This window comes from Demequina sediminis (assembly GCF_039545075.1).
GTDB classification, from domain to species: Bacteria; Actinomycetota; Actinomycetes; order Actinomycetales; family Demequinaceae; genus Demequina; species Demequina sediminis.
Map to the genome: position 1 here is coordinate 1 of NZ_BAABRR010000020.1, position 12,549 is coordinate 12,549.

Here is a 12,549-nt window from a genome sequence, read left to right on the forward strand (position 1 = left end):
GTGCATCCGCAACCCCGTGATGCGTCCCAAGGGCGGTTGGAAGTCCGTCACGGACGTCGAGATCGCCACCGCCGAGTACGTCGACTGGTTCAACCACCGACGCCTCCATGGCGAAATCGGGATGGTCTCACCCGTCGAGCTCGAGGCCCTCCACTGGGCCACCGTCCGATCCGACCACTACTCTGAAGCACCCGTCCCCGTCGGGGCCGGTTCCAACTAACCGGGCCTCCACGAAACCCGGGGCGCAACAAGGCGGCAGCACGGCGCAGGACCTCGTTCTCCTGCTCGAGGAGCCGGATCCGCTTCTTGGCTTCGCGCAGCTCCTTGCGCTCATCCTCGGTCACGCCGGGACGCCGGCCGTCCTCGATGTCGGCCTTCTTCATCCAGTTCAGCAGCGAGCCTTCGGAGATGCCGAAGTCCTTCGCGATCTGGCTCAGCGGTGCCTGGGCGCGGCGGGCCACCTGACTCGTGCCACCGGGGTGTGTCAGTCCAGGGTGATGTCGAGGGCGTCGAGGATGGCTTGGGCGGGCTTGGTGATGGGGTCGCGGGCGATGTGGTCGTGGCCGGCGATGCGGACGGTGATCTGCTGAATGGGCTTCAGCGCGTGGAGGATCTTGCGCACCGTCAGCCCGGTCGCGGTGTTGAGGTAGCGGCTGATCGCGAGGGATGCGAACACGATCGTGAGGTGCGCTTGCGAATCGCGTCGCGCGTGTGGTGGAAGATCGGCCGGGCGCGTAGGTCGGTCTTGGACATCCGGAATGACTGCTCGACGTGCCATAGGTCGTGATAGCTGGACATGACCTCGGCTGCGGGCATCACGCTCGCGGGGATGTTCGTGACGTAGCCCTTGAGCCCGACCAGGCGTCGCACGCGCGCCAGCGACGCCTCGTCGATCTTGCGGGAGCCGCTCACGGTCTTCACGAAGCGTGGCGTCCGCGCGGCCTTGTCGCCGGCGACGACGTCCCGGGCGCGTTCTTCCTGCAAGGTCAGGGTGCGGTTGTCGCGGACCGCTCTCTTCGCGGAGTACGCCCATACCGCCCGCCATGAGCTCTCATGAGCCTCGCTCCAGATGGGCTCGGCCTTGACCATCGGGTCCGATGCGCCAGCCTTGGCACGTCCGTGGCGGGGCGTGATGGTGTCGATGACCTGCCCGTCGTGAAAGGCGTCGCCATGCCAACGGAAGTGCGACTCGAGATCGACCGGTGCCTTGGTGGTGCGGGAGCCGACGATGAAATGCAGTCCCGCGTCATCGAGCTCGCGCAAGTTGGTCGCGGACAGCATGCCGGCGTCGGCGACAACCACGAACCCTTCGAGGGAGTGGCGTTGACGGAACTGGTTCACGATCGGGATCAGGGTGAGGGTCTCGGCCTTGTTGCCTTCGAAGCAGCCGATCTCAAGCGGGAAGCCGTTCCTGTCGACGAGGAGTCCGACGACGACCTGCGGGTCGACGCGCCGCTCCTTCGAGTAGCCGACCTTGCGCAGGGCGTCTTCGTCCTCGGCTTCGAAGTACAGGGTCGTGACGTCGTACAGGCACAAGCTGATGTCGCCCACGGACGCGGCGTGAGTGAAGCAGGCGTCGGCGATGAGGGAGCGGTAGTCGCGCTCCCCAGCGCGTTGCAGGGAGCGGAACATGGTCCGCAGCGACGCGTGAGTGATCCCGAGTTCACGCAAGACGCGCAGCGAGTCGGCCTTCGAGGTCGGCTCGATCAGCCGCGCCAGCACGAGCTGCGCGAACGCTTCGTCATCGACGACGTCGAAGCCCAGATCGGTGTACGCGGCCTGAAGTACCTGCCACAACACCGCGTTCGACTTCGACGTGATGTCAACCGTGCTCGGCTGATCCTCAGCCGGGTGGGGGCTGACGCCATCGAGCGTGAGTTCGCCTTGGCCGGGGTGGAGCTTGCCGCGCGCGACCGCCATCAGCGCCGCGAGCTCGGCATCATCATGGGCGGTGCCGACGTGCTCGAGCACCACGTCACGGCCCGCACGCCGCTCCGCGATCTGGACCTTCACCGCCCCCGACCGGCCCGGGGACTTGCGCACGAACACCACATCCCCGACCGTACCGCCCAGCGGGGTGTGTCAAACACGAACCCCGAAACTCAACTACCAGGCTGAATACTCACGGGAACCGGCGATCAGCGAAAAGTGGCACGAGTCAGGTTCGCGATCTGGCTCAGCGGTGCCTGGGCGCGGCGGGCCACCGCCACGACGTCATCGCGGAACTCTTGGGGGTAGGGCTTGGTCACAGGGACATCCTTCCAGTGAGAACGAATCCTCAAAGTTCAGATGTCAACCAAAGTCGGGGCAGTCCCGTGTTCGCCAATGTCACCCTGGGCGGCGGGCGAGGAGGCGCCTTCCCGACGGTGGGCTCAGATGTTTGGATCTACACGGGCGCATGTGTGGTGGGACCCGCGCACGTTGGTGACGGCGCACGCATTGGCGCGGGCGCGTTCGTCGATTCTGATGTGGCGCCGCGCACCACGGCAAGGCCAGGCCAGGGCCGCTAGGACTTCGTTTCGCGGCCGCAGTGGGGCTTCGGCTCGCCCGCTTAGCTTCCGTGAGTGGGTCCGTTGTCCTGCGGCCTTTGCCCACTGTGAGCCAACGCGCCGAGTGCTACGTGCCATCGTGCCGCAACAGTCTCCCAAGAGAACTCTCGCTGTGCGGTGAGAACCGCTGTTTTGCGCAGTGCCCCGTAGTTTGGGTCGTTGCGCAGTTCGATGAGCGCTTTGCTCAGAGTTGGCGCCGAGACCGTGTCGACGACCCGGACCGCACGCCCCCCTGCAGCGAGGGCGGCACCGACGAATTGCGTCGCCACCACCGGCACACCTGCGCTGAGCGCCTCTGCGATCGCGATCCCGAAGTTCTCGTCTTCGCTCGGGGCTACTAGCGCATCACTCGCGGCAAAGAGTTCGGATTTCGCCCGCCCGCCGAGTTCCCCTGTGAACACGATGCGGTCCGACAGGCCCAAACCTTGAACTCGTTCTTGGAGTCCCTGAACAAGGCCCGGATCGCCAGAGCCCGCGATGGTGAGCATGGCATCGATACCCATCTCCTTCATCATTGCGACTGCGTCGATCGCGATGTCGATCCGCTTTTTCGCCGCGATCCGAGACATCGAGATCAGGCGCATAGGTTCATGACGGCCGCCGAGCGCAGGCTCCGCGACCGAGCCGCTGCCGATGCCAACCACTGACAAGTGCAGCCTGGGAAAGAGGCCCTCCATATCGTCGCGCTCAATCGCCGATGCGACGAGGAATCTGGAGGCACGGCTGCGTACCCACCGGCCTGCAATTGCGTCGAACAGTGACTTCTTGGCCCGAGACTGAGAATGCTGATACCTCGTGAAGACCCCGTGCGGCACGATCGCGTACGGCACTCTGCGCGCGAAGCACGCGAGAGCCGCGAAAGGCACCCATGCAAGGTAGAAGCCTTCGATGACTACGACATCAGTACGTCCTATCAGGCGCCACAAGTCAAAGGCGTTTGGGCGCCGCTCAGAGGCGTGTGCCGCTGGCCACTCCTGCTCGGCGACAAGCGAGTCGCGGGACGCACCCGTCATCGACACGACGAGCGCGGATATTCCCGGTCGGGCGTTGAGAGCCGAGTTGACCTCGAGTGCGTGACGCGCAGGCCCGCCGTCGGCGCGCGCCAGGGTATTGATCAGTTGGAGAACTCGAAGCGACGCCGATTCTGCGGCCATCAGCCCTGCGCTTCCTGCAAGCGCTTGAGCTCCCTGACCTTCACGCCGATCTGCCAATAGTAGGAGGCGAGGCCGAAGGCATAGTCGAATCCGGCGCGACCGTCGAGGAACCCCGCGCGAGCGATGTACGAGTAGGTGAAGAACACGAGCGGTTTCATCGGCACGCGATCCCAGAACTGGCCCTTCGCCGTGCGCTTGGTCGCGAGGTCCTGGCGCGCGGCCGGGTGCATGCGCAGGTGCGCCTCCCAGTCGGAGTAGTGGTTGTGGCGCGCGAACCAGGTCGTGACGGGGTCGCGGTCGTCATGCACCAGCCGCGTGCGCATCATGCCGATCGGCGCGTCGGTCTGCGGCTGGAAGTGCAGCTCGATCTCCCGGATGCCCGGTGCGTAGAGGTCGTCGACCTCGGGGAAGTAGCTGCGCTCCATGTCGATGAGCGACCGCTTGGTCACGCGGTGCCCGTGCTTGAGGAACGTGCCCTCCCACCGGTACCGGAGGTGCATCTCGTAGGCACCGTACTTGCCGCTCTTGAGCTCGGGGAGGAGTTCGCGCAGTTCCTCGAGCATCTCGGGCGTGGGGTACTCGTCTGCGTCGAGCAGCAGCACCCATCGGTGCTTCGGGTTGCCGTTGAGCAAGCTCCACTGCTTCTTCTTCGGGTACTCGCCGTTCCAGTCGAAGTCGACGACCCGTGCGCCTGCCGCGCGAGCGATGTCCGCGGTTCCGTCCTCGCTGAGCGAGTCGATGACGATCACGTCCTCGAAGCTGGCCAGGTGCGAGAGCGTGTTGCCGATCGTCTCCGCCTCGTTCTTCGCGAAGAGGATGATCGAGATCGGGAGCGTGTCGGTGCCGGCCTTGGCGTCGGTCGTGGGGCTGTGCGACATGGGTGTGTCCTTCAACTGTCCTGGGTGAAACGTGTGCCGGTGCGCCCTTCGGACGACCAGATCGAGCCTGCCGGAACGTATCCGTTCACGACTGTCATGGGGGTGATCAGGGCAGACCGCCCGATCACCGAGCCGCCGAGGATCAGGCAGCGAGAGGTGATCCATGCTCCTTCCGCCACCTCGATCGGACGCGTGATCAGTGCCATGTCGCGACGATGTGCGTGGCTGCCCGTGGTGAGCATCGTCTCCTGCGAGATCACCACGTCGTGGCCGACGCGGATGGGCGCCTGGTTGTGGAACCACACGCCCTCGCCGATCCAGCTGTTGTCGCCGATCTCAAGCTTCCACGGGAATCGCACGCGGGTCCGTGGCCGGAAGATCACGCCGGTGCCTATGGTCGCTCCGAATGCTCGCAGCGCCGCGCACCGGAGACGCGAGCTCGGCTGCCACGCGTTGGTCACCAGCAGCAGTTCGGCGATCGCCCAGAGGTAGACCACCCAAGAGGGGCGATCCCATGCCGCGCCCTCCCCTGGGGCATCGGCCAGGGGTATCACCGGAACAGTCTCGTGGTCGCTCACGCGTCGAGCAGGTCCCGGAAGTACGCGATCGTGGGCTTGAGGCCATCTTCGAGCGGCACGTGAGGCTGCCAGCCTAGGTGGTCCTGCGCGAGGCTGATGTCGGGCTTGCGTTGGCGCGGGTCGTCCTGCGGCAGGGGGCGGTACTCGATGGCCGAGTCCGAGCCCGTGAGCCGGATGACTGCCTCGGCGAGTTCCTTCATGGTGAACTCCACGGGGTTACCTACATTGACCGGACCGGTGAACCCCGGCTTGGTCCCCATGAGCCGGATCATGCCGTCGATGAGGTCGTCAACGTAACAGAAGGACCGGGTCTGGTTGCCATCGCCGTAGATGGTGATCGGCTCGCCCTTGAGCGCCTGGACGATGAAGTTGGACACCACGCGGCCATCGTTCATATCCATCCGCGGACCGTACGTGTTGAAGATCCGGATGACCTTGACGTCGAGTCCATTCTGACGGTGATAGTCGAAGAACAGCGTCTCAGCCGCCCGCTTACCCTCGTCATAGCAGGAGCGCGGCCCGATCGGGTTCACCTTGCCCCAGTATGCCTCGGTCTGAGGGTGGATCTCGGGATCGCCGTAGACCTCCGACGTCGAGGCCTGCAGGATCGGAATGTGGAGGCGCTTGGCAAGCCCAAGCATGTTGATTGCGCCCAGTACCGACGTCTTCGTGGTTTGGACAGGATCGCGCTGATAGTGGATAGGGGAAGCCGGGCACGCGAGGTTGTAGATCCGGTCCACCTCCACGTACAGCGGGAACGTCACGTCATGACGGAGTAGCTCGAACCGCGGATGGTTGAGCATATGTCGCACGTTGCCCCGCGCCCCGGTGAAGAAGTTGTCCACGCAGAGGACCTCATGCCCCGCGTCCAGCAGCCGGTCCACCAGATGTGACCCCAAGAAACCCGCGCCGCCGGTTACGAGTACGCGTTCAGTGGGCATACGAATGCTTCCTCTTTCGGGGCGTCGTTGGGGTTTCAGGGGTCATCATTCCACATCAGTCGCCGGTATGAGCACTGTTCATGATTCCGAAACACCCGTCTCGGCTGAGGTCGCGACTCCGGTCCAATCTGTCTCCCACGTCGGCATGTCTCATCGAGGCATTCGCGGAAATACTTGTCGCGGGGTCCCGCCTTCGTGTGTCGCCTGGGCAATCGCGACGATTCCGTCCGCGAACTGCTCGAAACCGAACCGCTTCGAGTTTGCGAACGCTGCCTCACGGGTTTCGGGCGCGTCAAGCCTGCGAGCGAGCCCTGTCCAGTCGACGAGGTCGAGATCCTCGGCGATGAACATGCCCGCGGTGCCCGCCACCTCCCGGAACACCTCGTCGTCGGTGCAGATCGCGGGCGTGCCCACGGTGTTGGCCTCTACTATCGGCCACCCAAAGCCCTCGTAGCGTGATACCTGCAGCAGAGCTCGGGCCCCGGCGTAGGTGGCGAAGAGCGTTGCGTCGTCTATGTCTCGAAGCGTGGTGATGTACTCCGTCAGGTCGGCGGACTCGCCTAGTTCACGAGCCGTCAAGGCTGGACCCACGACACCGAGTCGAAGGCCCGCGCCCGCTGGTGTGTCCCGGAGCCTCCGCCAGACCTCTACCGCGCGATCCCGTCGCTTGCGCCACCCGCTGCTCGAAACAATCAGAAGATAGGGACCGGCGAGCACCGGTTGGCCCGCATCGTGGGCAACGACGGGCAGGTGCACGGTCGTCGCCGCCGCACCAACCAGGCGGGTGATATCCGTTGCCGTCGCGTGTGACACCGAGTGGATTGCTTCGGCCCTGCCGAGTCCACGCAACACCAGTCTCTGGTAGACGCGTCCCGTCCATCGGGTCCGATGTTCAGGCATTTCGCCCAGGCCCGCGCGGACCGCAATCAGATCATGACACGTGACGATGGTGGCCCGGCGTCGGGGGAAGACAAGTAACCACAATGCATTGCTGTGGTCAGCAAGGTGGACCGACTGCGAACGCCTGACCGCGACCGCGACCGACACGGGAAACACGACCAGGTTCTCCACGTAGGCCGCGAACTTTGCGAGGGCACGATTGCGGACGTGCCGGCTTACCCGTGCACGCGGTGCTCGGCGAACCACCGTCCAACCGCGGCTGTGGTATGCGCGAGCGAGCGTGTCAGCGAACCGGTGCATGCTGTGGCTGGAGGACGGGTGATTCCCGAGGATCAGGACGGAGGGTTGAGTCGGCGTGGGCGACATGACGGCCAGGGTATTGCCTGGGACTGGATCCGGCGAACGACGCACCGCCCGCGATCGAGCCCGGCCACTCGCATGCGAGATCCCTGGTGGTGGCGCGAGGGGAAGGCCGCGTTCCAGCGGCTGCTTACGGCGGGGACGTGATGGCCGTCACTGAGGATCCGACGCAGCTATCCGGGTGGGTCGTTTGAGCCCGAACGCAGCCTGGGCAACTGCCGTCGCGAGGCTCGGGAGCGCAGACGTCGCCATGAGCACGGCAGCGCCGGTTGTGCTGTGAAGGTCCAGCATGGTGAATCCCCACGCGAACCATATGGCGGTGGTCGGCGCCATCATCCACGAGCCCCCAGTCCAGCCTCGAGCGAGGTTCATCCCTGAGATCCCGGCCGCTGTTGCAGCGACGGCGGAGCCGACGCTTACTATCAGGAACTCCCTTGACAGGCCCGTATACTGCGTGCCCAGAAGCGCGAGGAGCGGATCCCGCAGTGCCCATATCAGCCCCAGCATGGCCATAGTTGTGAGTGATATTGCACCGACGACCAACGCGTATCGCCGAACCACCGCGCGGTGCCCGCTGTTCGTTCGCGCCAACGCTGGTGCGAGCACCGACACTGCCACTGTGGAGACGAAGGCGAAGAGCAATCCATAGCGCGAGATCGCCGTGACGCTGGCGAGCGCCGATGTGGCTCCCAGTGCGCCCAGGAGGAGACTTGCTCCCTGGGATTGAGCGACGAGGACAACGTTGAGCGGCAGCAGCCGCCGGAGTGCCCGCCGCATTTCGGTCCTGTCGTCCGCGGAGATTGACCCGGAGCCAAGATCGAATCGCTCTACGACGGTCTTTCGCATCCAGATCCACTGCACGCCTGCGGCCACCGCATTTGCCAAGGTGGGTAGCAGGGCCCCGAGCACGGCTAGCGGCACCAGCAGGGCGCTTCCAGCGAGACGAACCATGGCCGCCGCGAGCCCCGAGATCTGGATTGACCTGAACTGGTAGTCCAGTTGAAGTACCGAGCGCACAAGTGAGCCGTTGAGCGACAGGAATACCGTCGCGATAACGAGTGCGGCAATTGCCGATGCTTCAGCTACCGAGGCCTGATTCCTGAGCAGTAGGGTGACCAGGATCGGCGCGCTCACCACCGACAACGTTGCCGATATCCAGGTCCGGTAACTGCGCGCCAAGCCGTAGATCCCTGAGATTCGCGACGTATCGGGCATGTAGCGGCCCGCGATCGCCACCACCTGGCTGCCGAGCCCGGAGTCGCCGACTACAGTGACTGCTGTCACGACCGCGATGGCAAGGGCGTAGCGTGCGTAGGCATCGATCGTAAGGAGGCGTGCCGCGAGGAGCCCTGCCAACATGCCGAGAGCCTGGATGCCACCCTGCGCAGAGCCGAATCCGAACAGCCGCACCCCCCAGTGGCGAGCCCGACCGCTGACGCTTATCTTCACGTTGTGCTAGGCCCGTCGGTAGAATCGCCCGATTAGCGATGCAAGTCGTTGGGAAGTCCTGAGCCGCCGGATTTCCGATTGTGAAAGACTGCGCAGAGGGCCATCGACGAACGCGAGGAAGTGCTTGCTGGCCAGGCTGGGCGGGCGACCGTTCAGGGCCCGAGCGACAAACCGTCCGTGCCCCGGCTTGAAGGGTCCGATGGCGTGGGACAGGCATTGGCCTCCCGGTGCGAAGTCCATCTCGGCGCTTCGTGCTGTACGCATGGGAATGTCGCTGAGCATGAGCGCCATGTTGAGTGCGTCCTGGTCGGGCGTCGAGAACAGAGACGTGGGCTGCCCAGACTTGATGCCTGCAGTACCGCCAAGGCTCGCGATCGCTCGCGAACACATGTCGGTCCAGAGTTGAAGAAAATACGCGTGGGATCGGGGAACGGACACGAATCCCGCATTAAAGTTCGTGTCCAGAGAGCGCGTTTCGACGAGTCCCGCTGCGTCGAAGTACCCGCGCCAGAGCGACCTCATCGGGGCGTGCGATGGCAACGCCCCGTTGACGTCCTCGATCAGACATATGCCGCCGCTCTCGAGCCAGGGGCTGAAGTCGCTCCACGCGCATTTCACAACAATGTCCGGGTCGATGTACGTGACCACATCGGCGTCCGTAGCGTAGGTGTTCAGTACCTGCGCCATAAACTCCGGCTTGAACAGCGTTAGGTGCTTGGGTGTGTCGACAGCCACAAAACGGATGTGGAGATCGGGACCTAGGTCGAGGCTCCGCGAGCTCGCGTCGTCAAGGTGCCCCTCACCCGCCCACCGCGGCATGTCTCCTCTGACGCCGACGACAAACTCTCCCCGAAACCCCGCCTGGTGAAGTGAGTTTGCCAGCGCAGCCACGCCGTGGTGATAGTCCCCTTCGTACAACGTGCATAGTGCGATTCCCACGCAAGCCTCCACGGCAGTCATTGTTATCCACGACCCTGCTTGTCAGTCTCGGACTGATCCGCGATCCGCGAACGGGCGGCCGGGGACTCGCGAGACGTATGGTCTTGAGGACTTCGCAACTCTATCGGGCGCGCTGCGCTCCGTTGACGTGGGCGCAGCGACGCCCACGTCGTGAATCGATTACTGACGCGCCCCGCTCGACTCACGGGGCGTCGGTTGACCTGACAAGGTTGCCAATCTGGCTGCGGAACAACGCCCAAGTCGACTGCCGTGCAACCGCGACGGCGCCTGCTGAAAGCGCCTCCAGATCGACTGCACCGCGATGCATGGCTTCGATGGCGTCCCGTAAGCCCGACGCTGACCGACTGGGGACCACAATGCCGGCGCCAGCCGCCGCAAGGTCGTCGGTTCCGCTGCCAGGCGTCACGAGCACCGGTAACCCCAGGGAGACAGCTTCGAGCACGGCGAGAGACCGTCCTTCGACAATGCTTGGCATCACGAACGCATCGTGCTCTCGTATCGCTGCCAGGACGGCGGAACGGGGCTGCCGTCCGCGGTAGTCGGCGCGTTCGACGAGGCGCCTCACGCCCGGCACCGACAGGTCCGCGCCGCCGATAATCGTGAGTTCAACGTCGCGGCGCGGGAAGTCTCGCAGCGCCTGTTCAAGGTACGAGAGTCCCTTGAGCGACACTACCCGCCCGACAAAGAGCAACTTCAGCGGATCACTCTTCCGCCGGGGCTGGTGACGTGCACCCATGGCGGGAACTGCACAACCGTAGGGAATCGTATGGACGGGTGCGGGATTGTGCGCACGGCTTGCTGATAGTGCCACCTGCCTGCTTGGCGCGACGATCAGGTCCGCAAGTTCGAGTTCCGCGGTCTGGCCAACAATGTCGCGCCTGAGAACGCGTTGATCGGGCAACGTGGCACGCCACTCAGGATCGGCGTCGTACTCACGTTCGACAAGCTCGAGGTACTCCGCGCTCGCTACGTGCTGCATTTCGAGGATCGTCTGGATTCCCTGACGCTTCGCCGCCTCGAGAGTCCTCACCGACTGCCCCAAGTACCCATAGACCGACGACGGCCGATGCCTCTTGAGTTGCGTTGCGACATGCCGGTCGAGGTCGTCCTGAACTCTGTCGATGCCCAGGTGGCTGCCTCGCCTCGCAAGCCTGGCGATTGGCTCGATGCCACTCTGTTCAGCTACGTTTCTGGCGACCTCCATGTGGAGGCGAGTCTTCAGGCGTCCGCTCGGAGCGTCGAACACGCGCTTCGACGCGATTCGCTCGACGCTCGGCACTGCCTTCGCAATACGCGGAACGTCGTGAAAACCGACCGTAGTCCAGAACCTGCCTAGTAATTGGAGCTCGTTGAGGGACTGTAATACCTGACGGACGTTCTCGTTGCCTGTGGCATGCACAAGGTCGACTTTCACGGGCACATGCTATCCGAGCGGTGCTCGTGCACCGCGCGACCCGCCCGCGACCATGGTGAGGACGCCTTGGGACTCGATCGCTGAAGGCGCGCAATGGGAAGTAAGCCTACGCCAGACCTGACTCTCACAGGTGTTTCGGGTTCTTGAGCGTCGCTCCTGGTAAATGAGTTGGGATGCCTCGATTTGGGGCACTAGCGGGGCGATATTCTTGGCCTGTGAGCCCGTTCATTCGTCGCGTGAAGACCTCGTCGGGGGCGACGGCTGTGCAGATCGTGGAGAAGCGCCGCGGGGTGCGAACGATCCTCAAGCATGTCGGCTCGGCCCACAGCGAGGCCGAGCTTGCGTTGCTGATGGTCGTGGCACAGCAGGAGCTGCACGAGGGCCAAGACACCCTCGACCTGGATCTTGACCCAGCCCCGGTACCGCGAAGCGAAGCCCGGGTGCTGTCCAGCGCTAGCGAGATCTTGTGGAACGTCCTCGTTGACGCCTACCAGGAGCTTGGGTTCGACGCCCTGGCGGATGACGCGTTCCGCGCGCTCGTGCTGGCACGGCTGGTCGAGCCGACGTCGAAGGCCGACACAGTGCGGGTGCTGAACGAGATCGGCGCACCCGCGCCCCACGTGAACACCCTTCACACTGCGCTGCGGCGTGCCAGCGATCGTGACTATCGTGACCGGATCGCTCGCGCCTGCCTGGCGTACTCGCTCAAGAGCACAGGCCCGGCGACATTCGTGATGTACGACGTCACGACCTTGCACTTCGAGAACGACGACGAGGACACCCTGCGACGGGTGGGGATGTCCAAGGAGCATCGCGTCGATCCGCAGGTCCAGGTCGGGCTGCTCGTCGACCAGGCCGGGGTGCCGCTCGAGATGCACCTGTTCGAAGGCAACAAGGCCGAGACGACCACCCTCGTCCCGGTCTTGCGGGCTTTCCAGGAACGTCACGGTATCGACGACATCGTGGTCGTCGCCGACGCCGGCATGCTGTCCGCCGGTAACCTCAACGCCCTCGAGGACGCCGCGCTGTCGTTCATCGTCGGCTCACGCCTGACGAAAGCGCCCTACGACCTGGAAGACCACTTCCACCGGCACGGCAACTACTTCGAAGACGGGCAGATCCTCGAATCCACCCGCGTGATGGGCACCGGGGCCGGCGCTCGTGAACGACGGATCGTCTACCAGTGGTCGTTCAAGCGCAACAAGAGGGACGACCGCAACATCAACCTCATGATCGCCAAGTAGTGCCCCTTAGAGTGGTGTAGCCCTCGGCGGTGGCAAGCCTCCTCGTAAATGAGGAAGCGGCCACCGTGAGGACCTTCGAGTTCACCCTTGCAAAGTTCTCTCGAACGGAACATCACGATGAC

At 64.4% G+C, this 12,549-nt stretch carries 10 protein-coding genes and 3 pseudogenes; 3 read left to right on the forward strand and 10 right to left on the reverse strand.

Going from position 1 to position 12,549, the window contains the following annotated elements; translation table 11 throughout:
• Positions 1-220 (forward strand): IS3 family transposase (locus ABEA62_RS12510; RefSeq protein ID WP_345380401.1); only part of this gene is annotated, 220 nt, incomplete at its 5' end.
• A 25-nt stretch (positions 221-245) separates the two neighbouring features.
• Here the strand turns inward: ABEA62_RS12510 and ABEA62_RS12515 are convergent.
• A pseudogene (locus ABEA62_RS12515) lies at positions 246-488 on the reverse strand (hypothetical protein); the annotation flags it as partial.
• Positions 485-2,052: pseudogene (locus ABEA62_RS12525) on the reverse strand (IS1634 family transposase). The pseudogenes ABEA62_RS12515 and ABEA62_RS12525, both read right to left, overlap by 4 nt.
• A gap of 314 nt (positions 2,053-2,366) precedes the next feature.
• Between ABEA62_RS12525 and ABEA62_RS12740 the strand changes: the two are divergent.
• Positions 2,367-2,510, forward strand: coding sequence for a hypothetical protein (locus tag ABEA62_RS12740; RefSeq protein WP_350226931.1), 144 nt, complete (start codon positions 2,367-2,369; stop codon positions 2,508-2,510).
• Positions 2,511-2,551: 41 nt separating this feature from the next.
• Here the strand turns inward: ABEA62_RS12740 and ABEA62_RS12530 are convergent, their stop codons facing one another.
• From ABEA62_RS12530 to ABEA62_RS12565, 8 genes are all read right to left on the reverse strand, one after another.
• Positions 2,552-3,703, reverse strand: coding sequence for a glycosyltransferase (locus ABEA62_RS12530; protein ID WP_345380406.1), 1,152 nt, complete (start codon positions 3,701-3,703; stop codon positions 2,552-2,554).
• Positions 3,703-4,581 (reverse strand): glycosyltransferase, encoded by an 879-nt coding sequence (locus ABEA62_RS12535; RefSeq protein WP_286214834.1) that lies wholly within the window; start codon positions 4,579-4,581, stop codon positions 3,703-3,705. The genes ABEA62_RS12530 and ABEA62_RS12535 overlap by 1 nt, the downstream gene beginning before the upstream one ends.
• 11 nt (positions 4,582-4,592) lie before the next feature.
• The gene (locus ABEA62_RS12540) at positions 4,593-5,135 is read right to left on the reverse strand and encodes an LbetaH domain-containing protein (RefSeq protein ID WP_345380408.1); all 543 of its coding nucleotides are present in this window, start codon (positions 5,133-5,135) and stop codon (positions 4,593-4,595) included.
• A gap of 20 nt (positions 5,136-5,155) precedes the next feature.
• The gene (locus ABEA62_RS12545) at positions 5,156-6,100 is read right to left on the reverse strand and encodes a UDP-glucuronic acid decarboxylase family protein (protein WP_286214837.1); all 945 of its coding nucleotides are present in this window, start codon (positions 6,098-6,100) and stop codon (positions 5,156-5,158) included.
• Positions 6,101-6,250: 150 nt separating this feature from the next.
• The gene (locus tag ABEA62_RS12550) at positions 6,251-7,171 is read right to left on the reverse strand and encodes a glycosyltransferase (RefSeq protein WP_286214838.1); all 921 of its coding nucleotides are present in this window, start codon (positions 7,169-7,171) and stop codon (positions 6,251-6,253) included.
• Between the two features lie 342 nt (positions 7,172-7,513).
• On the reverse strand, positions 7,514-8,719 hold the full coding sequence (locus tag ABEA62_RS12555) for an oligosaccharide flippase family protein (RefSeq protein WP_286214839.1): 1,206 nt from the start codon (positions 8,717-8,719) through the stop codon (positions 7,514-7,516).
• Between the two features lie 96 nt (positions 8,720-8,815).
• Positions 8,816-9,748, reverse strand: a complete 933-nt coding sequence (locus tag ABEA62_RS12560; protein WP_345380412.1) for a hypothetical protein — start codon at positions 9,746-9,748, stop codon at positions 8,816-8,818.
• A gap of 202 nt (positions 9,749-9,950) precedes the next feature.
• Entirely contained in the window at positions 9,951-11,183 is a 1,233-nt protein-coding gene (locus tag ABEA62_RS12565) for a glycosyltransferase family 4 protein (protein WP_286214842.1), read from the reverse strand.
• A gap of 215 nt (positions 11,184-11,398) precedes the next feature.
• Here ABEA62_RS12565 and ABEA62_RS12570 point away from each other — a divergent pair.
• Positions 11,399-12,424: pseudogene (locus ABEA62_RS12570) on the forward strand (IS1634 family transposase); the annotation flags it as partial.
• Positions 12,425-12,549: the final 125 nt, after the last annotated feature.